Source organism: Streptomyces sp. HSG2 (genome assembly GCF_016598575.1).
Lineage (GTDB): Bacteria > Actinomycetota > Actinomycetes > Streptomycetales > Streptomycetaceae > Streptomyces.
This window is the reverse complement of sequence record NZ_CP066801.1, coordinates 4,056,470-4,082,986: the sequence shown is the minus strand read 5'-3', so window position 1 is coordinate 4,082,986 and position 26,517 is coordinate 4,056,470. Positions and strand designations below refer to the sequence as shown.

Sequence of the window (26,517 nt, the reverse complement as noted above, 5' to 3'; positions counted from 1 at the left end):
GCACGAGCCCCCGCGCGAACGACGTCTGGTCGAGCACGGTGGCGGGAGGGGAGACTGATGGCGGAGCGTCACGGCCCCGGGCGTGGTGCGGGCGTCCCGCCCGTCGGGCGTCGCCCGGCGGTGGGGTGACGTGGCGACGGGACGGCACGGGCGGGCGGGCGGACACCACGACCCACGCGGGCGGTGCGGACGCCACGTCCGCGGCACGCCCTAGCGCATTCGCCGGCTCATGAGAACTCCCTCGAACGACCAGGACCCCTGGCCCCACGCCGTCACCGGCGTGCGAGGGGTCCGCGCTTGTCGCGGACCTCGCTGCCCGCGACCCGGTCTTCACCCGGGGCACCCCGCCACGGACGGAGGGTTGCCGGACAGCCGGCCGGGGCCTTTCGACTGTCGCTCTTGACCTGGAGGGGAAATTACGCGAACGGGCGATGTGTCGCAACCCGGGTCCGGATGGCGGAACGGATCCGGTCACCGGGAGGGCGGCTCGGCCCGCGGCGGGTCGGTCAGGCGCCGCCGGACGCCACCCAGCGCTCCAGGACGCGTCGGGCCGCCCCCGAGTCGACCGCCTCGGCCGCCCGGGCCATCCCGGCCCGCAGCCGATCTGTCAGAGGTCCCTCGGCCCTCTCCAACGCCACCAGCGCCGCGGCCGAGTTCAGCAGGACCGCGTCGCGTACCGGACCCCGTTCGCCGTTCAGCAGTCGGCGGGCCACGTCCGCGTTGTAGGAGGCGTCGGCGCCGCGCAGGGCGTCGACCGGCACCAGGTCGAGCCCGACCGACCGCGGATCGAAGGCCCGCTCGACCACCCGGCCGTCGCGGACCTCCCAGATCCGGGAGGTGGCCGTGGTGGTCAGCTCGTCGAGGCCGTCGTCGCCCCGGAAGACCAAGGCGGAGCTGCCGCGTTCGGCGAGGACCCCCGCGATGATCGGGGCCATCCGCGGGTCGGCGACGCCGACGGCCTGCGCCCGCACCCGGGCCGGATTGGTCAGCGGGCCGAGGAAGTTGAACACGGTGCGGACGCCGAGCTGGCTCCGTGCCGCCGCCACGTGCCGCAGCGCGGGATGGAACCTCACCGCGAAACAGAAGGTGATCCCGATCTCCCGGGCGACCTCCGCGACGCGGGCCGGCGTCAGGTCCAGATCGACACCGAGCTTCTCCAGGACGTCGGAGGCGCCCGACGCCGACGACGCGGCGCGGTTGCCGTGCTTGACGACCCGCGCCCCGGTGCCGGCGACGACGATCGCCGCCATGGTGGAGATGTTGACGGTGCGCGCGCCGTCGCCTCCCGTGCCGACGATGTCGACCGTCTCCCCCGGGACCTCGATCACATGGGCGTGCCGGTACATGGCCCGGACCAGTCCGGTGATCTCCCCGACGGTCTCGCCCTTGGCCCGCAGCGCCACGGCGAACCCGGCGATCTGCGCGTCGGTGGCCTCACCGCGCATGATCAGATCCATCGCCCAAGCGGTGTCCTCCGCCGTGAGGTCCCTGCCGGCGAGCAGGCCGTCGAGCAGGACGGGCCAGGAACGGCCCGCCGCGGTGTCGCCTCCGGCGGGGGTCACAGCGCTCATCGGGCCGCTCCTGGATGGGTTCGGGGGGTGGGACGGGGCCGGGGGCGCCGGGGTGACCGGTTCCGCCGTACGGGGTCCACCCTATCCACTCCGCGAAGGGCCGAGGGCCCCGTCCTGTGACCGGACGGGGCCCTCGGCTTCTGTGGCGACGCGGGGAATCAGTGGTGGCCGTGACCGCTGGTGATCTCCTCGTACTCCTCGACGGTGGGCTTGGGGATCTGGTTGCCCTTGCCGTAATAGGCGTTGCTGAGCTTGGCCCGGAGCTTCTCGGAGCTCTTGACCTTGCGGCGGACGCCGTTCTCGTCGACCTCGGGCTCGATCCGCGCGGGCGGGTACTGCTCGTGGGCCGTGAGGTTGTGCAGGGCCTCCTGGCTGAGCGGTTCGTGGACCTCGATGAACTCGCCGTGCGGCAGACGCTTGATGATGCCCGTCTCGCGACCGTGCAGCACCTTGTCCCGGTCCCGGCGCTGGAGGCCGAGGCAGATCCGCTTGGTGACCACGAAGGCGATGACCGGCCCGGCGAAGAACCCGATCCGGACGAACCAGGTGACCGCGTTGATCGACAGATCGAAGTGGGTGGCCACCAGGTCGTTGCCGCCGCCGATCAGCATGATCATGTAGGCGGTGACCCAGGCGACGCCGAAGCCGGTCCGGGTCGGGGCGTTGCGCGGGCGGTCCAGGATGTGGTGCTCGCGCTTGTCGCCGGTCACCCAGGACTCGATGAACGGGTAGAGCGCGATGACGCCGAGGAACAGACCGAAGATCACCAGCGGGATGAACACGCCGAGTGCCAACGTGTGGCCCCAGAAGTTGATCTCCCAGCCGGGCATGGCGCGCACCAGACCCTCGGCGAAGCCCATGTACCAGTCGGGCTGCGCGCCGGTGGAGACCAGGTCCGGCCGGTAGGGGCCGAGGTTCCAGATGGGGTTGACCGTGGCGATCGCCGAGAAGGCCGCGATCAGTCCGAAGACCAGGAAGAAGAAGCCTCCGGCCTTCGCCATGTACACCGGCAGCAGGGGCATGCCGACGACGTTCTTGTTGTTCTTGCCGGGGCCCGCGTACTGCGTGTGCTTGTGGTAGACGACGAGGATCAGGTGGGCCACCACGAGGCCCAGCATGATGCCCGGCAGGAGCAGGATGTGGATCGAGTAGAACCGCGCGATGAAGTCGTCTCCGGGGAATTCGCCGCCGAAGAGGAACATCGAGATGTACGTGCCGACGATCGGCACCGACAGGATCGCGCCCTGGGTGAAGCGGACACCCGTGCCGGAGAGCAGGTCGTCGGGGAGCGAGTAGCCGGTGAACCCGGTGAACATGCCCAGCACGAACAGCAGGAAGCCGAACAGCCAGTTGATCTCGCGCGGCTTGCGGAAGGCGCCGGTGAAGAAGACGCGCATCATGTGCACGAACATGCCGGCGATGAAGACGATCGCCGCCCAGTGGTGGATCTGCCGGATGAGCAGGCCACCGCGGATGTCGAAGCTGATGTCCAGCGTCGACTTGTAGGCCTCGCTCATCAGCTGGCCCTGCATGGGGATGTAGCTGCCGTGGTACTCCACCTCGTTCATCGAGGGGTGGAAGAACAGGGTCAGGTACACACCCGTGAGGATGATGATGAGGAAGCTGTAGAGGCAGATCTCGCCCAACATGAAGGACCAGTGGTCCGGGAAGATCTTGCGCATGTTGGCCTTGGCCAGGGTGAAGATCCCCAGTCGGCCGTCCGCCCAGTCGGCGACGCGCTCGCCGGCCGGCGCCTTCCCGCGGGGGCGGCTCGCAGCGTCCCCCGCCGGGGTGCTCGGTGCGTTCGGTGTAGTGCTCATCCGCGCTCCCAGAAGGAAGGACCGACGGGCTCTTCGAAGTCGCCGAGCGCCTCGAGGTAGCCCTCGTCGTTCACGCCGATGCGCAGCTGCGGCAGGGCGTGGCCGGCGGGACCGAAGATCACGCGGGCACCGTCGGCGAGGTCGAAGGTGGACTGGTGGCAGGGGCAGAGCACGTGGTGCGTCTGCTGCTCGTACAGCGAGACCGGGCAACCGACGTGGGTGCAGATCTTCGAGTAGGCCACGATGCCCTCGTGGGACCACTCCAGCTCGCGCTGGTCCTTGATGTCCTCCGGCTGGAGCCGGACGATCATCAGCGCGGCCTTCGCGATCTCGTTGAGGAAGCCGTGGTCGTGCTCGTCCAACCCCTCGGGCTGGGCGAAGGTCAGGGAGCCGACGGCGATGTCGGAGGGCCGCAGCGGCTCGTGGGTGTTCTGGTTGATGAGCAGCTTGCCCCGGGACCAGAGCGTGTGGCGCAGCTTGTCCTCGGGCAGCGGACCGAGGTCGCGCAGCAGGACGACACCGGAGAGCGGCACCAGCGTGAGGGCACCGAACATGGTGTTGCGGATCAACTTGCGCCGACCGAGTCCGGACTCCTTGGCGCCCTGGGCGAAGTCGGCGAAGACCTTCTCACGGACCTCGGGCGACGCGGCGATCGGGTGGCGCTCGTCGGCGATCTCCTCGTCCGACATCAACGTGCGTCCCCAGTGCACGGCGCCGGCGCCGATGCAGAACAGGGCCGCGCCCAGGGTCAGCCCCAAGGCGAAGTTCAGCGCGTTGATGTGGCCGAGCGGCCAGACGTAGATCGGCTTGTCGTGCGGGATCGCCACGAAGGAGGCGATGAAGCCGACGGTGGCCAGCATCGAGATCGTGAACAGGAGTGCCACGGTGCGCTCGGAGCGCTTGGCGGCCCGCTCGTCGATGTCCTGGACGCGGTGCTCGTGGGGCGGCAGCCCCGGGTCGGCGAACGGGTGCTTGTCGTCCGCGACGCCGAGGCCGGAGTGGGCCTCGTCGTCTCCTGCGGACCGCCCGGCGGGCAGGTTCTCTTCGGGAATGTCTTGGCTACTCATGACTTCTTGGCCTTTGCGGTCCGGGCGGCGACCCACACGGCGACGGCGACGCAGGAACCGAGGACGAAGATCCAGCCGAAGAGGCCCTCCGCGACCGGCCCGAGGCCGCCCAGGGACATGCCGCCCGGGGAGACCGTCTCACTGCTGTTGACCGCGTCGAGGTACGCGATGACGTCCTTCTTGTTCTGCTCGGTCAGCGTGGTGTCGGGGAAGGACGGCATCTGCTGAGGGCCGGTCTGCATGGCCTCGTAGATGTGCTTCGGGTCCACCCCGTCCAGCGCCGGAGCGTACTTCCCGTGCGTCAGGGCGCCGCCCTTGCCCGTGAAGTTGTGGCACTGCGCGCAGTTGGTGCGGAAGAGGTTGCCACCCTCGGCGATGTCCGCGCCCTCGGGACCGTACTGCTCCTCGGTCGGGATGGCGGGACCGGCGCCCAGCGAGGCGATGTACGCGGCGAGCTGGTCGATCTCCGCCTGGGAGTAGATGACCGGCTTGGCGGGCAGCTGGGGCCCCGGCTGCTGGGCGGGCATCCGACCGGTGCCGACCTGGAAGTCGACGGCCGCGGCGCCCACGCCCACGAGGCTGGGGTTGCCGATCGTGCCCTGACCGTCGGTGCCGTGACAACTGGCGCAGCCGACGGCGTAGAGCTTCTTGCCCTCATCGATGGTGAGGGACTGAGGCGTCTCGTCGGCCCGCGCCTTGTCCGCGGGCGCGAACACGGCGTAGAGCCCCCCGGTGCATGCCAGCGCGAGGAGTAGGACGACGATGGCCGCCAGCGGGTGGCGTCGTCGTGCGGAGAGCTTTTTCACGGATTACCCCGGTGTCAGGATCTTCTGCGTCGGTGCTTCTGGATGTGTGCGGGAGCGGGCCGCGACTACTTGATCAGGTAGATCGTGGCGAACAGGCCGATCCAGACGACATCGACGAAGTGCCAGTAATAGGACACGACGATGGCCGCGGTGGCCTGCTCGTGGGTGAACCTCCGCGCCGCGTAGGTGCGCCCGAGGACCAGCAGGAAGGCGATCAGACCGCCCGTCACGTGCAGGCCGTGGAAGCCGGTGGTCAGATAGAAGACCGAGCCGTACGGGTCGGACGAGAGCGAGAGGCCCTCGTGCTTGACCAGCTCGGTGTACTCGAACACCTGACCGCCGATGAAGATCGCACCCATGATGAAGGTGACGACGAACCACATCCGGAGCTTCTTCACGTCACCGCGCTCGGCGGCGAACACGCCGAGCTGACAGGTGAGCGAGGAGAGCACCAGGATGGTGGTGTTCGTCGCGGCGAACGGGAGGTTCAACGCCTCGGCCTGCTCGGACCAGAAGTCCGGGCCGGTCACCGATCGCAGGGTGAAGTACATCGCGAAGAGGGCCGCGAAGAACATCAGCTCGGAACTCAGCCAGATGATGGTTCCGACGCTGGTGAGGTTCGGCCGGTTGACCGACGGGTGCGCGTGCCCGGTATCTACTGTCGTTGCTGTCGCCACGACCGACATTATGTCGGTCGCTTATCCCGCCCTCACCCCGGGGGGTGCCGTTCGGAGTGTCTCGCCGGTCGACACCGGTGCTGACGTGGTGTCCGAGGGAGTAGTATCCGGCCCAGCGGCCCGTCCCCACGACGCAGACGCCCCGGAGGAAGCATGCAGCCGACCGCCACGGTCCTGGTCTACAGCGACGACTCCCACACCCGCGAACAGGTCCGGCTCGCGGTGGGACGGCGGCCGGCGCCGGACACCCCACCGGTGGAGTTCCTGGAGTGCGCGACCCCCGCGGCCGTGGTGGCGGAGCTGGACCGGGGCGGGGTGGACGTCTGCGTCCTGGACGGCGAGGCCGCGCCCATGGGCGGAATGGGCCTGTGCCGTCAGATCAAGGACGAGGTCTTCCGCTGTCCTCCGGTACTGCTGCTCATGGGTCGTCCCCAGGACGCCTGGTTGGCCACCTGGAGCCGGGCCGAGGCGGCCGTCACGCTACCGGTGGACCCGGTGGAGACGGCCGGCGCGCTGGCCTCGTTGCTCCGGGACAGGAAGCCGCAGAACGCCTGAGACGGTCGGGGAGGGCCCCCGTCGGCGGCGTACGTCGCGCCGGAGCCCGCCGCCGCATGCCGCGACACGGGCCGCCCGACCCGGTGTCACGCGGAGCCGGGCCGGAGCCGGGCCGACTCTCCGGAGGCGACGAGGTTCGGCAGGTTGCCGGTCAGCGCGCTCCCCGAGCGCCACTCTCCCCAGTCCACGTTCCAGTCTCCGAAGCCGTTGCCGAAGGGCTCCATCGAGTCGCCGTCGGAGTTGACGACCTCCACCAGGTCACCCTCGCGCACCGTGTCGAAGAACCACTTGGCGTTGGCGGTGCTCATGCCGACGCAGCCGTGGCTGACATTGGCGTATCCGTGGGACCCGGCCGACCAGGGGGCGGCGTGCACGTACTCGCCGCTCCAGGTGACCCGGGTCGCGAAGTGAACGGGCAGGTCGTAGGACTCGGAGGAGCCCTCGGCTATGCCCACCGTGCTGCTGCGCATCCGGACGAAGGACTCCTTGCCGAGCACGACCTTGACGCCGTTGCGCGTCTCGAATCCGGGCTTGCCCGCCGTGACCGGTATCTCCCGCACGGCCTCGTCGTTCCGGTACACCGTCATCGTGTGTGACGCCGCGTCGGTGACCGCTATCACTCGCTCGCCTGTACGGATTTCCAGTGGCTTCACCCGAGCGCCCCAGAGCCGGTCACCGATCTTGATACCGTGCAGGGCGCTGGTGGCCCGTATCGTGGCCTGGGCGGGCCAGTACTCCTTCGGTCGGTAGTGGAGCTTCTCGTCGTCCACCCAGTACCAGGCGCCCTCCACGGCGGGCGTGGATTCCACCTTGAGGGACCTCTCCACCACGCGGCGCTGCGCCGGGTCCTCGATGGGACGGCTCAACTCGGCGGTCAGCGGCTGACCCACACCGTAGGTCCCCGCCCCCGGTCCGAACGTCACCTTCAGGCGCTTCTGCTCGTCGGGCTCGCCGGTCTCGAAGGCCAGGACCTTGCGCCCACGTTCACCGTCGCCGTTCTCGGTGCTCACCCGGATCGTGTACCGGGCACCGGCGGCCAGCGGGGCCGTGCTGTGCCAGCGCAGGCCGTCCGCCGAGAGTTCACCGGCCACCCTGCGACCGGCCGCGTCCACAGCGGTCACGTCGGTGATCCGCCCGTCGGCGTCCTCCGACAGGATCTCCAGTGGCTCGTCGGGATCGGCCTTCTGCCCCGCCTCGACGGGTCCGTTGAAGGAGATGTGGTCGGACGCGTCGTACGGGGCCGCGCTCGACGGGTCGTCCGAACCGCAGGCGGTGGCGCCCGCGCCGAGGGCGACGGCCAGCAGCGCGCAGCCGACGACGGTGCGTCCTCGCGTCTGGTGCCGAAGGTGGTGGCTCATGCCCTCACGCTAGGAACGCCCCTTCCGGAGAGCGCCCTGAGCCGTCCGAACGGGTGACGGTGGAGACCGCGTGGTTGGGCCGAAACGGGGACGGGTGACCGCCGGACGGGGAGGCGAGAGAGGGAAAAACGAGGCCAGGACACCCCGTCCGGAGTGTCCTGGCCTCGTTCGCGCGGCGAAGTGTGCTACTGGGTGCGATTCTCTCCGCGGTAGTACTCGAAGACCCAGCCCCAGAGCCCGATGAGGAGCAGGGGGGCCGAGAAGTACATCAGCCACCAGCCGACGGCCACACCCAGGAAGGCGAACGCGCCGCCGATGGCCAGGGCCAGCGGCTGCCAGCTGTGCGGGCTGAAGAACCCGACCTCGCCGGAGTCGTCCGCGACGTCCGCGTCACGGTTGTCCTGCGCGCCCACGTCGACTCGCTTGGCCGTGAAGCCGAGGTAGAAGCCGATCATGATCGCGAGCCCGAAGGACAGGAAGAGCGCCGTGGTGCCGACCGGTTCCTTCGACCACACGCCGTAGACCACGGCCATGACGAGCAGGAAGGCGCTCAGCCACATGAACATCTTGCCCTGGATCTTCACTTCCCGGCCTCCTTGTCGCCGGTGAGGGCCTTCTCGCCGTGGCCGGCGTTCTCCAGCTGGTCAAGGGCGGCGATCTCGGGATGGTGCAGGTCGAACGCCGGGGATTCGCTGCGGATCCGAGGCAGCGTGAGGAAGTTGTGCCGCGGCGGCGGGCACGAGGTCGCCCACTCCAGGGAACGGCCGTAGCCCCACGGGTCGTCGACGCCGACGGGCTTGCCGTACTTGGCCGTCTTCCAGATGTTGTAGAAGAACGGCAGTATCGACAGACCGAGCAGGAAGGAACTGATCGTCGAGATGGTGTTCAGCGCGGTGAAGCCGTCAGCCGCGAGGTAGTCCGCGTACCGCCGCGGCATGCCCTCGGCGCCGAGCCAGTGCTGGACCAGGAACGTGCCGTGGAAGCCGACGAACAGGGTCCAGAAGGTGACCTTGCCCAGCCTCTCGTCGAGGAGCTTGCCGGTGAACTTCGGCCACCAGAAGTGGAACCCGGCGAACATCGCGAAGACGACCGTGCCGAAGACCACGTAGTGGAAGTGGGCCACCACGAAGTACGAGTCCGAGACGTGGAAGTCCATCGGGGGCGATGCCAGGATCACGCCGGTCAGGCCACCGAAGAGGAAGGTGACCAGGAAGCCCACCGACCACAGCATCGGCGTCTCGAAGGACAGTGAGCCCTTCCACATGGTGCCGATCCAGTTGAAGAACTTCACGCCCGTCGGCACCGCGATGAGGAAGGTCATGAACGAGAAGAAGGGGAGCAACACCCCGCCCGTGACGTACATGTGGTGCGCCCAGACGGTCACCGAGAGACCGGCGATGGCGATGGTCGCCCCGATCAGCCCCATGTAGCCGAACATCGGCTTCCGGGAGAAGACCGGGAAGATCTCGCTCACGATGCCGAAGAACGGCAGGGCGATGATGTACACCTCGGGGTGGCCGAAGAACCAGAACAGGTGCTGCCACAGCAGTGCCCCGCCGTTGGCCGGGTCGAAGATGTGTGCGCCGAACTTGCGGTCCGCCTCCAGGGCGAAGAGCGCCGCCGCCAGCACCGGGAAGGCCAGCAGGACCAGCACACCGGTGAGCAGCACGTTCCAGACGAAGATCGGCATCCGGAACATCGTCATGCCGGGCGCGCGCATGCAGATGATCGTGGTGATGAAGTTGACGGAGCCGAGGATCGTACCGAAGCCGGAGAAGGCCAGGCCCATGATCCACAGGTCACCGCCGAGACCCGGCGAGTGCACCGCGTCCGAGAGCGGCGAGTAGGCGAACCACCCGAAGTCGGCGGCCCCCTGCGGAGTGAGGAAGCCGGCCACCACGATCAGCGAGCCGAACAGGTAGAGCCAGTAGGCGAACATGTTCAGCCGGGGGAAGGCCACGTCCGGCGCGCCGATCTGGAGCGGCATGATCCAGTTCGCGAAACCGGCGAACAGCGGCGTCGCGAACATCAGCAGCATGATCGTGCCGTGCATCGTGAACGCCTGGTTGAACTGCTCGTTCGAGACGATCTGCATGCCGGGCCGGGCCAGCTCGGCGCGCATGACCAGCGCCATCACGCCGCCGAGGCAGAAGAACGCGAACGACGTGACCAGGTACAACGTGCCGATGGTCTTGTGGTCGGTGGTGGTGAGCCACTTGACCACGACGTTGCCGGGCCGCTTGGGCCGCACCGGCAGTTCGTTCTCGTAGGAGTCCTCGACCGCCGCGCGCTGGGGTTCGTTGGAGATGCTCACAGTTGGTTCGTCTCCCGGTTCTTCTCGTGGCTCGACTGCTCGATGCCGGCGGGGACGTAACCATCCTGGTCTGCCTGAGCGAGGTCCCGGAGGTGCTGCTCATAGCGTTCAGGAGAGACGACCTTCACGTTGAACAGCATCCGAGCGTGGTCGACGCCGCACAGCTCGGCGCACTTGCCGAGGAAGGTGCCCTGCTTGTTCGGGGTCACCTCGAAGGCGTTGGTGTGGCCCGGGATGACGTCCTGCTTCATCAGGAACGGCACCACCCAGAAGGAGTGGATGACGTCCCGCGAAGTGAGCACGAAGCGGACGCGCTTGCCCTCGGGGAGCCACAGGGTGGGGCCGGGGTTGCCGGTCTGCGGGTTGCGGGTGCCGGGGATGCCGCAGTCGTAGACGCCGCCGGCGTCGGCCGGGAAGTCGGCCTTGAAGCGGTCCGGGATCGCGTCGAGTTCCTCGGCGACCCGGGCGTCGTCGCCCGTCGATCCTTCGACGTTCTCGATGTAGTTGAAGCACCAGCTCCACTGGAAGCCGACCACGTTGACGGTGACGTCGGGCTTGTCTTCCAGCGTCAGGAGCTCGGACTCATCGCGGGCGGTGAAGTAGAACAGCACCGAGACGATGACGAGCGGAACGACCGTGTACAGGGCCTCGATGGGCATGTTGTACCGGGTCTGCGGAGGAACCTCCACCTTGGTGCGGCTGCGCCGGTGGAGGAGGACGCTCCACAGGATCAGGCCCCACACCAGCACGCCGACGGCGAGCGCGGCGGCCCAGGAGCCCTGCCACAGGGAGAGGATCAGCGGAGCCTCTTCCGTGGTCGGGGTGGGCATGCCGAGGCGGGGGAAGTCCTCGTATGTGCAACCGGTGGCGGTCGCCAGGACCAGGCCCGCGGTCAGTGCCTGCAGCAGCTTCCGCCGCATCGGGCGCCGCGGCGAGCGGTCGGAGCCGTTGGGACTCACGTAGCGCCTTCCCGAGAGTCTCGCCCGCGCGGTCGGCTGCGGCCTTCTCGCTGGTCGGTCGCCGCCCTGCGTCGGGCAGGGGTTTGGATGTTTATGCGGACCAAACCCTAGCCGACGCCCTTCGGGGGTTCGCGGGGAGGGGGTCCTACCGACTCGGGTGGTTCCCCGGTTTGGCGGCCGGGCGCCACGACGGGTCCGCGGGACCCCGGCCTCACCGGGCGGGGGTGGGCCGAACGGGGTCCCGGGCGGGGCCCGGTGCCGCCCGGCCGAGGTCATGCGGGACGCCGCGGACGACGGGCCCCGCCCGCCGGGCCGACTCGGGGAGGTGGGGCGACGCGACGCTAGCGTGGGCCCATGGTCTATCTCGACGCCGCTTCGGCCGCACCCCTGCACCCCGTCGCCCGGCAGGCGCTGGAGGCCGCGTTGGACGAGGGATGGGCGGACCCGGCCCGCCTCTACCGCGAGGGACGACGCGCCCGCATGCTCTTGGACGCCGCGCGGGAGGCGGCGGCGGAGGCGGTGGGATGCCGGGCCGACGAGTTGGCGTTCACCTCGTCCGGCACGCGCGCGGTGCACACCGGTGTGGCGGGCGCCCTGGCGGGGCGCCGACGAACGGGACGTCACCTGATCGTGTCAGCTGTCGAACACTCCTCGGTTCTTCACGCGGCGGAGTTCCACGAGGCCGACGGGGGCACCGCCACCCGGGTGGCGGTCGACCGGACGGGACGGGTCGCCCCCGACTCCTACGCGGAGGCCTGCCGCCCGGACACCGCACTGGCCTGCCTGCAGTCGGCCAACCACGAAGTCGGCACCGAGCAGCCGGTGGCCGAGGTCGCCGAGGCGTGCGGAGCGGTGGGAGTGCCGCTGCTGGTGGACGCGGCCCAGTCACTGGGCTGGGGTCGGGTGCCCGGGCGCTGGTCGCTGCTGACGGCCTCCGCCCACAAGTGGGGTGGACCGCCCGGGGTCGGGCTGCTCGTGGTCCGCAAGGGGACACGGTTCGCCTCCCGGGAACCCGCGGACCCCCGCGAGCGGGGACGATCCCCCGGCTTCGAGAACGTCCCGGCCGTCGTCGCGGCGGTGGCGGCGCTGCGGGCGACGCGCGCCGAGGCCGAAGCCGAGGCGGCGCGGTTGCGCGAGTTGACCGCCCTGATCCGCGCGCGGGTGCCCGAGACGGTGCCGGACGTGGAGGTGGTCGGGGACCCGGAGCGGCGCCTGCCCGGAGTCGTCACGTTCTCCTGTCTCTACGTGGACGGCGAGTCGTTGCTCCGGGAACTGGACGCGAGGGGCTTCTCGGTCTCCTCCGGGTCGTCCTGCACGAGCGACACCCTGACGCCCAGCCACGTCCTGCGCGCGATGGGGGTGCTCAGCGAGGGGAACGTCCGCGTGTCGCTGCCGCCGGGGACGTCCGGCGCGGACGTGGAGCGGTTCCTGCGGGTGTTGCCCGGGGTGGTGGCGGAGGTGCGCGACAAGCTCGGGGCGAGCGGCGTCGCCGAGGCCGCCTCCGGGCGGGACACGGTCGTCGTGGACGCCCTCGGCACGCTGTGCCCCCTGCCGGTCATCGCGCTGGCCAAGGCCGTCGACGGGGTGGCGGTGGGAGGCACGGTGCGGGTTCTGGCCGACGACGAGGCGGCCCGGTTGGACATTCCCGCGTGGTGCGAGATGCGTGGCCAGGAGTACCTGGGTGAGGAGCCGGCGACGTCGGGGACGGCCTATCTGGTCCGTCGGGTGCGGTAGGGCGTGGTCCGGGCGCGCCGGTCTCGCGCGGACCGGACCACGCCGGGACTACGCGAGGTGGGCGCGGACCTCGGCGGCGGCGTCGTGGCCGTACGCCTTGACGAAGCGGTCCATGAAGTGCGCGCGGCGGAGCTGGTACTCCTGGGTGCCCACGGTCTCGATGACGAGCGTGGCCAGCATGCATCCCACCTCGGCGGCCCGCCGCAGCGAGACGCCCCAGGCGAGACCGGAGAGGAAGCCGGCGCGGAAGGCGTCGCCGACACCCGTGGGATCGGCCCTGCGCTCCTCCTCCGCGCACCCGACCTCGATCGAGGCCTCGCCCGCCCGCTCGACACGCACCCCTCGGGAACCGAGCGTGGTGACGCGGTGGCCGACCCGTTCGAGGATCTCTCCGTCGCTCCAACCCGTCTTGGACTCGATCAGGCCCTTCTCGTACTCGTTGGAGAAGAGGTACCGGGCGCCGTCCAGGAGGATGCGGATCTCCTCCCCGTCCATCCGGGCGATCTGCTGCGAGAAGTCGGCGGCGAAGGGGATGGATCGGGAGCGGCACTCCTCGGTGTGCCTCAGCATGGCCTCCGGGTCGTCGGCCCCGATGAGGACGAGGTCGACGCCGCCGACCCGATCGGCGACCGTCTTGAGCTCGATGAGGCGGGCTTCGCTCATGGCTCCGGTGTAGAAGGAGCCGATCTGGTTGTGGTCGGCGTCCGTGGTGCAGACGAAACGGGCGGTGTGCAGCGTCTCGGAGATCCGGACGGAGTCCGTGTCCACCCCGTGCCGCTCCAACCAGGCCCGGTACTCGTCGAAGTCCGATCCGGCGGCCCCGACCAGCACCGGGCGGGTGCCGAGCTGGCCCATGCCGAAGGCGATGTTGGCCGCGACACCGCCACGGCGGACGTCGAGCCCGTCCACCAGGAAGGAGAGTGAGACCGCGTGCAGCTGGTCCGCGACCAGCTGGTCGGCGAAACGGCCGGGGAAGGTCATGAGGTGGTCGGTCGCGATGGAGCCGGTGACTGCGATGCGCACGGCGTGGACTCTCCAGGGGGGAGGCGGGTTGACGGTTCACGCTACCCGTTGGCCGGGGTGAGGTTGAAGGGAACCGAACCACGAGAAAGCGGGATGTACCATCACGAACCGGCCGGAGTCCGCGGCACGTGCCCGGCGAGCCCTCTCCTTCCCTCCCCGGCCCCCGCCCCGGGGGAAGGGGGCGGGGCTCGCCGACGGGGCGAGGAAGAGCACCACTTCGCGGTGTGGGCGGTCCCCTCGCTCGGGCTACCGTTCGCGCGCCGGCGAGCGGCCGTCCGGGTCGTCTTCGGCGGCGTGGGGAACCGATGGTCCGCCGACCGCGTCCCACCGTCGTCCCCGCCGACGGACCGAGGAGCGATGCGGTGAAGCACGAGCGACCCGACCACGACGACGCCGAGGCCCGTCCCGACGATCCGTCCGGCCCCGCGCCGGAGCGGACGGCCCCATCCCGGCCCCGGGCGGCGTCGGGGGACCCCGACGCCGTCGACCCCGCCCGGGAGGAGGGCGGGGGCCCGCCTCGGAGCGTGCGACCGACCGGGACCGACGGGGGGAGGGCCGAAGTCCCCCACGCGGCGCACCGGGAGGAGGGGCGCGCGGGGGACGACGTCGCGGGGGAGGCGCCCGAGGCGGATCGGGCGAACCCGGCGCCGTCCGCCCCCGCGGTCGAGCGCGACACAGCGGCCGAGGGGCACCCGACGGCGGTCGAGGCGGACTTGGCGACCGCCGGGGCCGCGCCGGCCGCCGGGCCCGTTCCCCCGCCCACGCCCCGCGCGGGGAGGCGGACCGCCGACACCTCGACGACGGAGACGCCGACCGGCCCCGGGTCGGCGGACCCGCCGAAGGGCCGGACGGGAAGGCCCGACCCGGCGGAGGAACCCGGCGCCGCCCCGGAGGACGAACGGCGATCGGCCGGGGCGGGCCCCCGGCGCCGACGACGGCCGTCGGTGGTGGCCGCGTCCGTCGCCACGGCAGTGCTGCTGATCGGCGGCGGGGGCGCCTACCTGGCCGGGTCCGCCTCGGCCGGGTCCGCCCCGGCGGGTGGCGACGCGGACGCCGCGGCCCGCGGAGCCGGGGACCCGCCGCCTCTGACCCTGGACGGCCACACGGTCCCGGGCCGAGCGGCTCAGGTCGAGACCGACCCGAACGGCGTGGCCCCCGGCGAACCCGACCCGAACGGCGTGGTCTATCGGGCGGACGGGCCCCTGCCCGAGGGGCCGGGCTCGGCGGCCGTGTACCGGGCGGAGGGCGAGACCACCGCCGAGGAGGTGGCCCGGCTGGCCGATGCGCTCGGCATCGACTCCACGCCGGTGCGCCGCGGCGACTCCTGGACGGCGGGCGTGGTCAAGGACGGCGCGGGGCCGGTGCTGCGGGTCGACGTGGAGGCCCCGGGCGCCTGGACGTTCCACCAGTCGGTGCCCGGCACGGACGACTGTCCCAAGGGAGCCTCCTGTGCGGTCCCGCCGTCCGAGTCGGTGCCCGGGGCCGTGGAGCCGGTCGACGAGGGCGTGGCGATGCGCGCGGCCACGCCGGTGCTGGACGCGGTCGGCCAGCGGGACGCCGAGCTGGACGCCGGCCAGGTCTCGGGGGCCGTACGCACGGTCAACGCCGATCCGGTGGTCGACGGTCTGCCCACCTACGGCTGGACCACCGGGGTGTCAGTCGACGCCTCGGGCGAGCCGGTCGGGGGCGCCGGCCGACTCAAGGCACCTGCCCCTGGGGACACCTACCCGGTACTGGGCGCGGAGGAGACCCTCGCCCTGATGAACGCGGCTCCGGGGGTGGCGGGGGCGACGTTCGTCGTGGACTGCGCCACTCCGGTGCCGCTGACGGAGGGCCCGCGAGAGCCCCGGACGTCGGCCGCCTGCGATCCCGGCGCGGGGGTTCCGGACCGGACGACGATCACCGTCGACGAGGCGGTCTTCGGCCTCGCCGAGCACTCGGTGGAGGGCCGGTCGGCCCTGGTGCCGTCCTGGCTCTTCGAGGTCCGGCCGGAGGGCTCGGCGGACAGCCTGACCGTGACGTATCCGGCGGTGGACCCGGCCCACCTGGCGGCTCCCCTCCCCGCCGACGAGCCGACGGAGGAACCGGCGTCGGCCTCCGCACCCCGGAACGTGGAGGTCCACGGGTACTCCGCGACCGGATCCGAGCTGACGGTGCGGTTCACCGGGGGCGTGTGCGCGCGGTACGCCGCGGCGGCGGTGGAGGGGCCGGACGAGGTGGTCGTCTCGGTGACCGAGACCCGCAAGGCCGGGCAGGTGTGCATCCTGATCGCCACGGAGCAGGAACTGACCGTCGCCCTGGAGGAGCCTCTGGGCGACCGGATCGTGGTGGGCTCCGACGGGGAGCGGATCGCACGCGCCGAGAGCGCGGCCCGGCTGCCCGAACTCTCGGCGGCGGGTTGACGCGGCGAGGCGGGGCCCCGGGGCCCCGCCTCGTCCGCCTCAGTTGAAGGAGTCGCCGCAGGCGCAGGACCCGCTGGCGTTCGGGTTGTCGATCGTGAAGCCCTGCTTCTCGATGGTGTCGACGAAGTCGATCGTGGCCCCGCCCAGGTACGGTGCGCTCATCCGGTCGGTGACGACCTTGACTCCGTCGAAGTCCTTCTCCACGTCCCCGTCGAGGGAACGCTCGTCGAAGAAGAGCTGGTAGCGCAGGCCCGAGCAGCCACCGGGCTGGACGGCGACGCGGAGCGCCAGATCGTCCCGGCCTTCCTGGTCGAGCAGCGCCTTGACCTTGGCCGCCGCGGCGTCGGTCAGGATGATGCCGTCGGTGACGGTGGTGGTCTCGTCCGATACGGACATCTACATCTCTCCCGGGTTGTACGGAGACTGCTTGCCGACGGTTGCAACCGACGGGGGCCGCGATTCATTCCGGGCGGGGCCCGGCCCGTTCCTCGGCTTCCCTCCTCATGCTCGCACACGGGACGCCCGCCGGGCAGGGACCCGGGGTCGCCCCGGGGGAGAGCGTGGGCCGACCGGGGACGCGCCGGGCGCGGACACGGCGCACGGGCGGGGGCACGACGTGCGGAGCCCGCCGGTCGGGATTCACGTCACATCGACACTATGGACGTCGTCAAACTGACACGAACCAGCTATCATAGATATTGTCAGTTAGACGAAAAGTAGAAAGGGTGCGTGCCGTGACCACCGCCCAGACCCGGGAGCTCGACGTACAGCCGACGCCCCTCGCCCTGCTGCTGCTCGGCCGCGAGGCCGACCCGAGAAGCGAGCGCGGCGTCGAATGCCCCGGCGACCTGCCCTCACCGTCCGACCCGGACCTGGTGGAGCGCGCCCGCGTCGCCAAGGAGAAGCTCGGCGACCGCGTCTTCGTCCTCGGTCACCACTACCAGCGGGACGAGGTCATCCAGTTCGCCGACGTCACGGGTGACTCCTTCAAGCTGGCCCGGGAGGCGGCGGCACGACCCGAGGCCGAGTACATCGTCTTCTGCGGCGTGCACTTCATGGCCGAGTCCGCCGACATCCTGACGTCCGACGACCAGAAGGTGGTCCTGCCCGACCTCGCGGCGGGCTGCTCGATGGCCGACATGGCGACGGCGGAACAGGTCGCCGAGTGCTGGGACGTGCTGACCGACGCCGGTGTGGCCGAGCAGGTCGTGCCGGTCTCCTACATGAACTCCTCCGCCGACATCAAGGCCTTCACCGGCAAGCACGGCGGCACGATCTGCACCTCCTCCAACGCGCGCCGCGCCTTGGACTGGGCCTTCGAGCAGGGGTCGAAGGTCCTCTTCCTTCCCGACCAGCACCTGGGGCGGAACACCGCCGTCCGCGACATGGGCATGTCGCTGGACGACTGCGTCGTCTACAACCCGCACCGACCCGGCGGCGGGCTCAGCGTCGAGCGGTTGCGCGAGGCGAAGATGATCCTCTGGCGGGGCCACTGCTCGGTGCACGGGCGCTTCGGCCTGGACTCGGTCGAGGAGGTGCGCCGACGGATACCGGGCGTCCAGGTCCTGGTGCACCCCGAGTGCCGACACGAAGTCGTGGCCGCCGCTGACCACGTCGGCTCGACCGAGTACATCATCAGGACCCTGGAGGCGGCCCCGGCCGGCTCCAAGTGGGCCATCGGCACCGAGTTGAACCTGGTCCGGCGGCTGGCGAATCGTTTCGCGGCCGAGGACAAGGAGATCGTCTTCCTCGACAGGACGGTGTGCTTCTGCTCGACCATGAACCGGATCGACCTGCCCCACCTGGTCTGGGCGCTGGAGTCGCTGGCCGAGGGAGCCCTGGTCAACCGCATCGAGGTGGACCCGGAGACGGAGTCCTTCGCCAAACTGGCCCTGGAGCGCATGCTGGCGCTCCCCTAGGGCCCGCCCGACGCACGAGGGCCCGCCCGGTCTCCCGGGCGGGCCCTGCGCGTTCGGTCGTCGCGGACGCCCGTCGCCGTCGTCAGGCCTGTGCCGGCTCCGGCTCGGGTTCGGGCGCCGCCTGCGGCGGAACCCCGCCCTTCCGCTTGGCCTCGCGCTTGTCCCGGCGGCGCTCCTTTCGCAGCTCCAGCATCGCGTAGAGCGTGGGCACCAGGAGCAGCGTCAGCAGCGTCGAGGTGATCAGACCGCCGATCACCACTACGGCCAGCGGCTGGGCGATGAAGCCACCCTCGCCGGTGACGCCCAGGGCCATCGGCGTCAGCGCGAAGATCGTCGCCAGGGCGGTCATCAGGATGGGCCGCAGCCGGTGCCGGCCTCCCTCGACGACCGCCTCCACCACACCGAGGCCCCGGGCCCGGTACTGGTTGATCAGGTCGATCAGCACGATCGCGTTGGTGACGACGATGCCGATCAGCATGAGCATGCCGATCATCGCCGGCACGCCCATCGGCGTGCCCGTCGCCACGAGCAGACCGATCGCGCCGGTCGCCGCGAACGGCACGGACACCAGCAGGATCAGCGGCTGGGCGAGCGACCGGAAGGTGCCGACCAGCAGCAGGAACACGATCGCGATGGCGGCCAGCATCGCCAGGCCCAGGCTGGCGAAGGCCTCGTCCTGGTCCTCGCTCACGCCGGCCACGGTGGCGGTGGCCCCCTCCGGAAGCTCCAGCTCGGCCAGCCGGGCCTGGAGGGCGGCGCTGACCGCGCCGGTGTTGTCCGCCGTCGGTCGTGCCGTGACGGTGGCCGCGCGACGACCGTCGATCCGGGTGGCCGACACCGGGCCGTCCACCAGCTCCACCGTGGCGACGTCCCCGAGCTTCACCGGACCGAGCGGCAGGGCCTCCAGCTCCGCCACGGTCGTCGCGGACCGTTCGGAGCGGACCACCACCGCGCGTTCGACGCCGTCCAGGACCGCCGTGGCGGCCGGGGCACCGCGCACCGCGAGCGCCACGGCGGCACCGAGGCTCTCCTGGGTGAACCCGGCCGCGGCGGCACCGGCGTCGGCGCGCACCGAGACCCGCGGCACGCTCTGGGCCAGGTCGCTGGTCACGTCGGTGACGTCGTCGAGCCCGGCGACGGCCTCCCGGACCCGCTCGGAGGCCTCCCGCAGCACCTCGGGGTCACCTGCGGTGACGACGACGCCGAGATCCTGCGCGGCGAATCCGTCGCCCGCCGTGATGGTGGTGGTGCCCACGCCTTCGAGGTCGGCGAGCCCCGCCTCGACGCGGTCCCGTACGTCCTCGTAGGACGCCGATTCCTCGACCATGACCTGGTAGGACGCCTGGTTGCTGTCGGTGGCGCCGCCGAAGGCCGCGCGCCAGCCGGACGAGCCGATGGTGACCTGGTGGTCCTCGACGCCCTCGGTGTCGGCGAGCAGTTCCTCCACCCGCCGCGCCTGCGCGTCGGTGGCCGCCAGGCTGGTTCCGGGGGCCAGCTCCTGCCTGATGGTCAGGACGCGTTGGTCGCCCGGGTCGAAGAAGTTGGTCTTCAGCAGCGGCATCATGCCGAAGGTGCCGACGAGGACGACGATGGCGACGGCCACACTGACCAGCCGACGCCGGGTGGCGAAGCGCAGCACCGGCACATAGACCCGCTGCAGGCGGCTGCGGGCCTCCTTCGCCTCCGCCACCCGGCGCGCCTCGTCGGCGTCCTCGGGGGTGCCCTTGGGCGCCCGCAGGAACCAGTACGACAGAACCGGCACCACCGTCAGCGAGACCAGCAGCGATGCCAACAGCGCGGCGCTGACGGTGAGGCTGAACGAGCCGAACAACTCGCCCACCATGCCTCCGACCAGACCGATCGGGAGGAACACGGCGACGGTGGTGAGCGTGGAGGAGGTGACCGCGCCGGCCACCTCGCGGACGGCCCCGAGGATGGCCTCGCGCCGCTCCTCGCCATAGCCCAGGTGCCGTTTGACGTTCTCCAGCACGACGATGGAGTCGTCCACGACCCGGCCGACGGCGATGGTCAGCGCGCCCAGCGTGAGCATGTTCAACGAAAGGTCACGGGTCCACAGGACGATCAGGGCCAGCACGATCGACAGCGGGATGGAGACCGCGGTCACCAGGGTCGAGCGGACGGAGGCCAGGAAGACCAGGATGACCACGACGGCGAAGAGCAGACCGAGCCCGCCTTCGGTGGTCAACCCCTCGATGGCCTTCGACACCGCCGGCCCCTGGTCGCTCACGACGGTGAGCTCCGCCCCGGAGCCGAGGTCACGGCGCATCTCGGGAAGCCGTTCCCGCACCGCCTCGGAGATCGCGACCGCGCTGCCGTCGCGCTCCATGGCGACGGAGACGGCGAGGCTCGGGCTGCCGTTGGTCCGCGTGAGGGAGTCGGCGCGGACCTCCTCCGACTCGACGCTCGCCACGTCGGACAGCCGGACCGGCTTCTTGTCGCCGCGCCCGATCGTCAGATCCCGGATCCCGTCCAGGTCGGTGAAGCCGCCGCCCACCTGGACGGTGCGGTTGGCGCCGTCCTCGTCGAAGGAGCCGGCCGGGACCGTGGCACCGCCCTCGCGCAGGGCCTGGAGAAGGCTCTGGACCGTCAGGCCCGCCTTGGCGAGGGCCGCCTCGTCGGGCGTGACGGTGACCTGCAGGTCCCGGACACCGTCCACCGTGACCCGGGCGACCCCGTCGATCTCCTCCAGGGCCGGGACGACCGTGGCGTCGAGCCGGTCGGCCAACGTCCGCGAATCGGTGTCGGAGGCGGCGGCGGACAACACCACGGTCGGGATGTCGTCGGTTGAGCCCGCCACGACCTGGGGGTCGACGGAGTCGGGCAGGACGGCCCGGGCACGGTTGACGGCCCGCTGGACGTCGGCGACGATCTGCCCGCTGTCATCGCCGTAGTCGAAGGACGCGACGATCACCGCGTTGCCCTCGCTCGCCGTGGAGGTGACGCCGGTGACGGCGTCGACGGCCTCCAGGTTGTTCTCCAGCGGTTCGACGACCTGCTTCTCCACCACCTCGGGCGAGGCGCCCTGGTAGGGCGCGATCACCGACACCATGGGCAGTTCGAGGGTCGGCAGCAACTGCTGTTTGAGCTGGGGTATCGCGATGGCGCCGAAGACCAGTGCGATGATCGACATCAGCCCGATGAGGGCCCGTTGCGCGAGGCTGAATCTGGACAGCCAGGACATGGATCCGGTCTCTCTTCCGTGGCCGGGGCGAGGCAGGTACGTCGGGTGGCACCCGTACCCACACCCTGGGCCATCCGGGACCGCGCTTTCCTAGGCCGCAGGTGCCCTTCCCCGGGGCCCGCGTACTCCGTGCGCAGTACGCGCCCGACCGGCTCACTCCATCCTCGGACGGACCAGCCCGGACTCGTAGGCGATCACCACGAGCTGAGCCCGATCGCGGGCACCGAGCTTGGCCATGGCCCGGTTGACATGGGTCTTCACGGTGAGGGGGCTGACCCGCAGCCTCTCCGCGATCCCCTCGTTGGAGTGCCCGCCCGCGACCTGCACCAGGACCTCGCGCTCCCGGACGGTGAGGGAGCCGAGACGCTCGGCCCCCGGCGGGCCCTCGCCGTCGTCGAAGGTCCCCTGGGCGAGGAACCGGGCGATCAGCCCCTTGGTCGCCGCGGGGGACAACAGGGCGTCGCCGCCGGCGGCGACCCGGATGGCGTTGAGCAGTTCCTCCGGCTCGGACCCCTTGCCCAGGAAGCCGGAGGCGCCGGCCCGCAGCGCGCGGACCACGTAGTCGTCGACCTCGAACGTGGTCAGGATGACCACCCGGACACCCGTGAGCGCCGGATCGGCGGCTATCGCCCTGGTGGCCGCGAATCCGTCCGTGCCGGGCATGCGGATGTCCATGAGGACGACGTCCGCGCGCCGCTCCCGCGCGAGACGGACCGCCTCGGCCCCGTCCGCCGCCTCGCCCACCACTTCCATGTCGGGTTCCGAGTCGACCAGTACCCGGAAGGCGCTGCGCAGCAGCGCCTGGTCGTCGGCGAGGAGGACTCTTACACATCTTGCGCTGGGGTCCCCGACGTGCGGCGAAGTCATGGGGAAAGCGTATGTCCGGCAGGCATGGCAGAGCCCCCGCCTTGCGCCACGGGGGAAGCGCACAGCGGGGGCCGGTAGCCGGGGCAGCTCCGCTCACGCGGCGGTGTCCACGCATGCCGGCACGACAGGCACCACACCACACCGGAGTGCTCCGGGTCGGGTTCCGCGCCGCTTCCGCACTGCGGGCACCGCGCCATGGGAACTCCCTACGCCGACAGGTCGAACTCACCCGGCTTGGCACCGGCCAGGAAAGTCGGTCCGTTCAACCGCCGTGAACTCGACCGTGCCGCCGGTCTCGAAGTCGAGGTCCGCCACCCCGCCGGGGACGTTCGTCGCCACCTCCACACAGTGGGGGTCGCTGTTGTCGTACTTGCACACACTGGACGTACGGAACTCGAACTCGGGCACTGCGGACATGACGTTGAACCCTTCGTCGCAGTACGGGGAAACGGTCCCAGCGCCGTCGCGCACCCGTCCCGGCAGGCCGTAGCGGTCATCCGCCAGGGCGGGAATCAGGGGGCTACTCGCCGGCCAGGCAGGCGGAGCACGTCACGCGGCGGTGCCACTCGTCCACGGTGCCGACAGCGCCGCATACGGGCTTGCCGTCGCGGACCTTGTGCACGGTCATCACGTCGTCTCCGACCGTGCCCCCGATCCGGTGGGCAGGCGGGTTCAGAATCTCCCGCTCAAGGGTCTTCCGGTCCTTCACTGCCACGCTCCCGGCTCGAATCGGTACGGGCGCGTGATGTGCTCCCGGTACTCCAAGTGGTCAGGGTTGGCCTTGAGATGCTTGACCGCCCACGCCGTGCCGTCGTCGGACTCCTCGGCACGGCCGCTGGTCTCTCCGCACGTCATGCACCGCATCGCTGATGTGGTCGGTTCGGCTTCCGGCCGGAGATCAGGGCCGATCGTGTACTCACGGAACCGGTAGACGGCGCGCGTCATGACGCACCCGCCTTCCGCCGTGCCTCTTCCAGCCGACGCGCTATGTCACACGACCGGTCAGGGGCGCACGTCCGGCATTCCTGCCTGTGCAGGACGTATGCCGACTGGAGTTGCTCGACGTCCGCCGGGCGGGGGTACTCGGAGACTTCGGCGGTCACGCTCTCACCTCCCCTCCGTGGATGAGCCGGGGGCCGATGTCCACGCCATGGACCGTCGGCCACAGGGAACGGCGGCGGGCGCGCTGCCGACGCGCTTCCTCGCGCCGCTCGTGAGCGATCACGTATGGGCGGACAAGTCCGATGTCCTCACCCCACAGAACGAGCGTGGGCCGGTCGGGTGTGTGCTGAGGCAGGACGCTCGGGGACGGTTCGGATGCCCGATGGCGCCCTACAGAGGGAAGTAGGAGCCGTAGCAGCGGCAGGAACAGCCGCGCTGTAGCTCTTGGCATGTCATCAATCTCCACGCGGTTGGTGGCCACGCCCCCGGACGTTCGCCCGTCGCGGGGGTATTTGCTGCTCTCCCAACCCTTCCGACCTGGAGAGCAACGGCACAGCGGCCAACTGTCGGCCTACTGTCGGCCCCATGTAGGCCACAATGGAGGTATGACCAGCGTCGTCGGGGCCAACATCAAGCGCCTTCGCGAAGCGCGGGGGTGGAGTCAAGCACGGCTAGCGCGCGAGGTGTGCCGGTTGGCGAGCCTCAGCGGGGACCCGATCGGGCGCCAGGAGATCAGCCGCTACGAGACGGGGAAACGCACGCCCCGCGAGTGGCTTCCGCTCATTGCTGAGGCGTTGGGCGTAACCGTGGATGAACTCAAGACGCCTCGGAGTCTCGCTGGTTCGACCTTGTCGCTGCCCACTCTGAACGGCCAGCGGAAAGATGATTACGCGCTTACCATTCGGCAGATGTCGCAGAGACTGGTAGCCCTTGACAACGAGATGCACGGGCTTCCCATTGCGGATTTAGCCGCTCGTTCTTTCAAGACCGTTCACCGTCGCCTTGGGGATGGGGACTATGACCCCAAGTATGAGCGCGACATTCAGTCGGCGGCAGCCGAGTTGGCTGAAATCGCTGGATGGGCACTGTGTAACGAAGGCAAGTTCAGCGCGTCCCGGAGATTTAGCCAAGAGGCGCTATGTCTGGCGAAGTTGTCTGGCGACAGGTCAACGGAACTGATCACCCTTCAGAACATCGGACTTCTCGCCGGGTGGAACGGTAGGCCACGTGAAGAATTGGCTATCGCGCGATCAGTCATCGACTCAGTTGACGTAACTCCGCGCGTGGAAGCCATGTTCAGGGGGAGGGAAGCGCAAGGGCTGGCACTGGCAGGTGGTGTCAATAGCTCTGACGCTGTACGAATCTTCGACCGTGCTCGCTCGCTACTGCAAGACAGCGTGCCCGACAACGAACCTTCCTGGGCATGGTGGGTGACTGAACGAGAAATCGACAGGCAACACGGTCGAGCACTACAGGAAAGCGGCCAATGGCGCGCAGCAATCCCGATACTTCAGCGTGCCATGGAGCCGGAAGCAGGCACGCAGGTTGGATATCGGAATATTGCAGCCGTTCGCTTGCTGGCCTGCCTACTCGAAGTAGGAGCATGGCAAGAGGCAGAAGAAGAGGCAGGGAAACTCAGCCCCGCCGTAAGTGAGATGTCTTCTGTGATCAGCCTCAACCTGTTGGCCAAAGTGGCCAACAAGGGCAAGGGTACGCCTGCCGCACCGAGGAACCTAAAGGACGCGCTTCACCATATCGAAGCCGAGATAAGTGACGATCCTTACGATATTTGACACACCGCCAGAAATGAGAAAGGCCCCTGTGTCCGCCATGCGTAGCAGTCGCAGATCACAGAGAGTCCGTCCGGCTTCGGGTCGGTTCCGGTCTCGGCGCGGAATCCCGGTCGTAGGACGAGCCCCTACGCACGAGAGCGGAGCGGGACGACTGCCTACCGGACCGGCCAGACCAGCCAAGACCGCAGCTCAGAGCCACAAGTGCAAGGATTCACTCCTCCTCGGCGAGCAGGACACGGATGGTCATCGGGTGCGCTCCCGGTCGTCGGCGCGCCGATCGGCCGGCGGCGGAGGGCCGGCCGCCGCCGACCCGTGGTCGACCGGGAGGATGGCATGGACGCGAAAGCCGCCCCCGAACCGAGGGCCCGCGGTGAGGGAGCCACGCACCGCGACCGCCCTCTCCCGCATGCCGATCAGGCCGTGCCCCCCGCCCGACGCCGCGCCGGCGCCGGGTCCGGCGCCGTCGTCGAGCACGGTGATCTCGATCCAGGGCCCCACCCGGACGACGCTGACTTCCGCCTTGGCCCGCGGACCGGCGTGCTTGCGCACATTGGTGAGCGCTTCCTGGACGATGCGGTAGCCCGCCAGATCGACCGCTCCGGTGAGCGTGGTTCCCTGGTCCGCTCGGGCCACCTCGACCGGCAGCCCGGCGCCGCGGAAGGTGCCGGCCAGCTCGTCGAGTCGGTCCAGTCCCGGGGCGGGTTCCGTCGGCGCGCCGTCCTCGGAGTAGCGCAGCAGACCGACCGTGGCCCGAAGCTCGTCCAGGGCGGATCGGGCGGCGACGCGCACTTGTCCGAGGGCCTCCTTGGCCTGGTCGGGGCGGCGTTCCAGCACGTGCGCGGCGACCCCGGCCTGCACGCTGACCAGGGCGATGTGGTGGGCGACCGCGTCGTGCAGGTCGCGGGCGATGCGCAGCCGCTCCTCGGCGACCCTCCGTCGGGCCTCCTCCTCGCGGGAGCGCTCGGCCCTCTCCGCGCGCTCCCGGATGGCACGCACGAAGGCGCGGCGACTGCGCACCGCGTCGCCGGCGGTGGCGCCGATGCCGGTCCAGGCCAGGACGGCGAGGTTCTCCTGCGCGTACCAGGGGAGCGGGCCGGCGGCCATGGCGGCGCAGGTGAGGACCGTCGAAGTCAGCAGTCCCGCCCGCCAGGTGGTGGGCCGATCGGTGTGCGCGGCCACGGTGTACAGGGCGACGACCGCCGCCATCACCACGGGGGCGCGCGGGTCGCCGGTCACGCTCTCCACCAGGGCCAGCGCGCCGGTCAGGACGAGGACGGTGCGGGGGGCCCGGCGTCGTGGGACGAGGGCCGCCGCCCCCAGCGTCATCAGCAGCAGACTCGCCGGTTCGGGGGCGCGCGCGCCCCAGGCGACTCCGTCGGGGCCGTGCGGGTCGACGAACGAGGCGACGACCATGCAGGTCAGGACGGCCGCGGCGAGGGTCGCGTCCAAGGCGAGGGGATGGCCGGCCGGCCGCCACCGGGCGCGCTCCAGGAGGGTCACGAGGGTTC

At 70.5% G+C, this 26,517-nt stretch carries 22 protein-coding genes and 1 riboswitch; of the genes, 5 read left to right on the top strand and 17 right to left on the bottom strand.

The window, feature by feature from the left end; genetic code table 11:
• Nucleotides 1–288: 288 nt before the first annotated feature.
• Nucleotides 289–405: riboswitch (SAM riboswitch) on the bottom strand.
• Between the two features lie 101 nt (nucleotides 406–506).
• The 5 genes from trpD to JEK78_RS17620 all read right to left on the bottom strand — a co-directional run bounded on the left by trpD (nucleotide 507) and on the right by JEK78_RS17620 (nucleotide 5,950).
• Complete coding sequence (gene trpD / locus JEK78_RS17640; protein WP_200260652.1) at nucleotides 507–1,571, bottom strand: anthranilate phosphoribosyltransferase; 1,065 nt, start codon at nucleotides 1,569–1,571, stop codon at nucleotides 507–509.
• A 158-nt stretch (nucleotides 1,572–1,729) separates the two neighbouring features.
• On the bottom strand, nucleotides 1,730–3,391 hold the full coding sequence (locus JEK78_RS17635; protein ID WP_200260650.1) for a cytochrome bc complex cytochrome b subunit: 1,662 nt from the start codon (nucleotides 3,389–3,391) through the stop codon (nucleotides 1,730–1,732).
• Nucleotides 3,388–4,458 (bottom strand): Rieske 2Fe-2S domain-containing protein, encoded by a 1,071-nt coding sequence (locus JEK78_RS17630; protein ID WP_200260648.1) that lies wholly within the window; start codon nucleotides 4,456–4,458, stop codon nucleotides 3,388–3,390. The genes JEK78_RS17635 and JEK78_RS17630 overlap by 4 nt, the downstream gene beginning before the upstream one ends.
• Nucleotides 4,455–5,264: a c-type cytochrome gene (locus JEK78_RS17625; RefSeq protein WP_200260646.1), complete on the bottom strand. Its 810-nt coding sequence runs from the start codon at nucleotides 5,262–5,264 to the stop codon at nucleotides 4,455–4,457. The genes JEK78_RS17630 and JEK78_RS17625 overlap by 4 nt, the downstream gene beginning before the upstream one ends.
• 65 nt (nucleotides 5,265–5,329) lie before the next feature.
• Nucleotides 5,330–5,950, bottom strand: coding sequence for a heme-copper oxidase subunit III (locus JEK78_RS17620; protein ID WP_200260644.1), 621 nt, complete (start codon nucleotides 5,948–5,950; stop codon nucleotides 5,330–5,332).
• A gap of 144 nt (nucleotides 5,951–6,094) precedes the next feature.
• Here JEK78_RS17620 and JEK78_RS17615 point away from each other — a divergent pair, with 144 nt between their 5' ends.
• Nucleotides 6,095–6,496 (top strand): hypothetical protein, encoded by a 402-nt coding sequence (locus tag JEK78_RS17615; RefSeq protein ID WP_200260643.1) that lies wholly within the window; start codon nucleotides 6,095–6,097, stop codon nucleotides 6,494–6,496.
• Nucleotides 6,497–6,582: 86 nt separating this feature from the next.
• Here the strand turns inward: JEK78_RS17615 and JEK78_RS17610 are convergent, their stop codons facing one another.
• The 4 genes from JEK78_RS17610 to coxB form a co-directional block, all read right to left on the bottom strand.
• Nucleotides 6,583–7,854 (bottom strand): Ig-like domain-containing protein, encoded by a 1,272-nt coding sequence (locus JEK78_RS17610; RefSeq protein WP_200260641.1) that lies wholly within the window; start codon nucleotides 7,852–7,854, stop codon nucleotides 6,583–6,585.
• 185 nt (nucleotides 7,855–8,039) lie between these two features.
• On the bottom strand, nucleotides 8,040–8,438 hold the full coding sequence (locus JEK78_RS17605) for a cytochrome c oxidase subunit 4 (RefSeq protein ID WP_200260637.1): 399 nt from the start codon (nucleotides 8,436–8,438) through the stop codon (nucleotides 8,040–8,042).
• Nucleotides 8,435–10,168: a cytochrome c oxidase subunit I gene (ctaD, locus tag JEK78_RS17600; protein WP_200260634.1), complete on the bottom strand. Its 1,734-nt coding sequence runs from the start codon at nucleotides 10,166–10,168 to the stop codon at nucleotides 8,435–8,437. Before ctaD ends, JEK78_RS17605 begins: the two co-directional genes overlap by 4 nt.
• Nucleotides 10,165–11,127, bottom strand: a complete 963-nt coding sequence (coxB, locus tag JEK78_RS17595) for a cytochrome c oxidase subunit II (RefSeq protein WP_200260631.1) — start codon at nucleotides 11,125–11,127, stop codon at nucleotides 10,165–10,167. The genes ctaD and coxB overlap by 4 nt, the downstream gene beginning before the upstream one ends.
• A 354-nt stretch (nucleotides 11,128–11,481) precedes the next feature.
• On the opposite strand from coxB, the gene JEK78_RS17590 reads away from it, so the two are divergent.
• The gene (locus JEK78_RS17590) at nucleotides 11,482–12,861 is read left to right on the top strand and encodes a cysteine desulfurase/sulfurtransferase TusA family protein (protein WP_200260629.1); all 1,380 of its coding nucleotides are present in this window, start codon (nucleotides 11,482–11,484) and stop codon (nucleotides 12,859–12,861) included.
• A 48-nt stretch (nucleotides 12,862–12,909) separates the two neighbouring features.
• Here the strand turns inward: JEK78_RS17590 and JEK78_RS17585 are convergent, their stop codons facing one another.
• Entirely contained in the window at nucleotides 12,910–13,884 is a 975-nt protein-coding gene (locus tag JEK78_RS17585) for a carbohydrate kinase family protein (protein WP_200260626.1), read from the bottom strand.
• Between the two features lie 362 nt (nucleotides 13,885–14,246).
• Here JEK78_RS17585 and JEK78_RS17580 point away from each other — a divergent pair, with 362 nt between their 5' ends.
• Complete coding sequence (locus JEK78_RS17580; RefSeq protein WP_242483127.1) at nucleotides 14,247–16,286, top strand: hypothetical protein; 2,040 nt, start codon at nucleotides 14,247–14,249, stop codon at nucleotides 16,284–16,286.
• A 39-nt stretch (nucleotides 16,287–16,325) separates the two neighbouring features.
• Here JEK78_RS17580 and JEK78_RS17575 read toward each other — a convergent pair whose 3' ends face one another.
• Entirely contained in the window at nucleotides 16,326–16,682 is a 357-nt protein-coding gene (locus JEK78_RS17575; RefSeq protein WP_200260623.1) for an iron-sulfur cluster assembly accessory protein, read from the bottom strand.
• A gap of 329 nt (nucleotides 16,683–17,011) precedes the next feature.
• Between JEK78_RS17575 and nadA the strand changes: the two genes are divergently transcribed.
• Entirely contained in the window at nucleotides 17,012–18,205 is a 1,194-nt protein-coding gene (gene nadA / locus JEK78_RS17570; protein ID WP_200260620.1) for a quinolinate synthase NadA, read from the top strand.
• An 82-nt stretch (nucleotides 18,206–18,287) separates the two neighbouring features.
• Here the strand turns inward: nadA and JEK78_RS17565 are convergent, their stop codons facing one another.
• From JEK78_RS17565 to JEK78_RS17545, 5 genes are all read right to left on the bottom strand, one after another.
• Nucleotides 18,288–21,407 carry an efflux RND transporter permease subunit gene (locus tag JEK78_RS17565; protein ID WP_200260617.1) on the bottom strand — a complete coding sequence of 1,040 codons (3,120 nt, stop codon included), beginning with the start codon at nucleotides 21,405–21,407 and terminating at the stop codon, nucleotides 18,288–18,290.
• 153 nt (nucleotides 21,408–21,560) lie between these two features.
• Nucleotides 21,561–22,274 (bottom strand): response regulator transcription factor, encoded by a 714-nt coding sequence (locus tag JEK78_RS17560; RefSeq protein ID WP_200260614.1) that lies wholly within the window; start codon nucleotides 22,272–22,274, stop codon nucleotides 21,561–21,563.
• A gap of 225 nt (nucleotides 22,275–22,499) precedes the next feature.
• Nucleotides 22,500–22,691 (bottom strand): DUF397 domain-containing protein, encoded by a 192-nt coding sequence (locus JEK78_RS17555; RefSeq protein WP_242483126.1) that lies wholly within the window; start codon nucleotides 22,689–22,691, stop codon nucleotides 22,500–22,502.
• Between the two features lie 103 nt (nucleotides 22,692–22,794).
• Nucleotides 22,795–22,983 (bottom strand): hypothetical protein, encoded by a 189-nt coding sequence (locus tag JEK78_RS17550; protein ID WP_200260611.1) that lies wholly within the window; start codon nucleotides 22,981–22,983, stop codon nucleotides 22,795–22,797.
• Complete coding sequence (locus JEK78_RS17545; protein WP_200260608.1) at nucleotides 22,980–23,219, bottom strand: hypothetical protein; 240 nt, start codon at nucleotides 23,217–23,219, stop codon at nucleotides 22,980–22,982. The genes JEK78_RS17550 and JEK78_RS17545 overlap by 4 nt, the downstream gene beginning before the upstream one ends.
• Before the next feature lie 602 nt (nucleotides 23,220–23,821).
• On the opposite strand from JEK78_RS17545, the gene JEK78_RS17540 reads away from it, so the two are divergent.
• Entirely contained in the window at nucleotides 23,822–25,009 is a 1,188-nt protein-coding gene (locus tag JEK78_RS17540; RefSeq protein WP_200260605.1) for a helix-turn-helix transcriptional regulator, read from the top strand.
• A gap of 243 nt (nucleotides 25,010–25,252) precedes the next feature.
• Here the strand turns inward: JEK78_RS17540 and JEK78_RS17535 are convergent, their stop codons facing one another.
• On the bottom strand, nucleotides 25,253–26,509 hold the full coding sequence (locus JEK78_RS17535) for a histidine kinase (RefSeq protein ID WP_200260602.1): 1,257 nt from the start codon (nucleotides 26,507–26,509) through the stop codon (nucleotides 25,253–25,255).
• Nucleotides 26,510–26,517: the final 8 nt, after the last annotated feature.

Excerpts from the sequence above, each read along its gene's own strand:
- trpD (WP_200260652.1), bottom strand. The coding sequence starts at position 1,571 with ATGAGCGCTGTGACCCCCGCCGGAGGCGACACCGCGGCGGGCCGTTCC.
- JEK78_RS17635 (WP_200260650.1), bottom strand. The coding sequence starts at position 3,391 with ATGAGCACTACACCGAACGCACCGAGCACCCCGGCGGGGGACGCTGCG.
- JEK78_RS17630 (WP_200260648.1), bottom strand. The coding sequence starts at position 4,458 with ATGAGTAGCCAAGACATTCCCGAAGAGAACCTGCCCGCCGGGCGGTCC.
- JEK78_RS17620 (WP_200260644.1), bottom strand. The coding sequence starts at position 5,950 with ATGTCGGTCGTGGCGACAGCAACGACAGTAGATACCGGGCACGCGCAC.
- JEK78_RS17615 (WP_200260643.1), top strand. The coding sequence starts at position 6,095 with ATGCAGCCGACCGCCACGGTCCTGGTCTACAGCGACGACTCCCACACC.
- JEK78_RS17610 (WP_200260641.1), bottom strand. The coding sequence starts at position 7,854 with ATGAGCCACCACCTTCGGCACCAGACGCGAGGACGCACCGTCGTCGGC.
- JEK78_RS17590 (WP_200260629.1), top strand. The coding sequence starts at position 11,482 with ATGGTCTATCTCGACGCCGCTTCGGCCGCACCCCTGCACCCCGTCGCC.
- JEK78_RS17575 (WP_200260623.1), bottom strand. The coding sequence starts at position 16,682 with ATGTCCGTATCGGACGAGACCACCACCGTCACCGACGGCATCATCCTG.
- JEK78_RS17565 (WP_200260617.1), bottom strand. The coding sequence starts at position 21,407 with ATGTCCTGGCTGTCCAGATTCAGCCTCGCGCAACGGGCCCTCATCGGG.
- JEK78_RS17560 (WP_200260614.1), bottom strand. The coding sequence starts at position 22,274 with ATGACTTCGCCGCACGTCGGGGACCCCAGCGCAAGATGTGTAAGAGTC.
- JEK78_RS17555 (WP_242483126.1), bottom strand. The coding sequence starts at position 22,691 with ATGTCCGCAGTGCCCGAGTTCGAGTTCCGTACGTCCAGTGTGTGCAAG.
- JEK78_RS17545 (WP_200260608.1), bottom strand. The coding sequence starts at position 23,219 with ATGACGCGCGCCGTCTACCGGTTCCGTGAGTACACGATCGGCCCTGAT.
- JEK78_RS17540 (WP_200260605.1), top strand. The coding sequence starts at position 23,822 with ATGACCAGCGTCGTCGGGGCCAACATCAAGCGCCTTCGCGAAGCGCGG.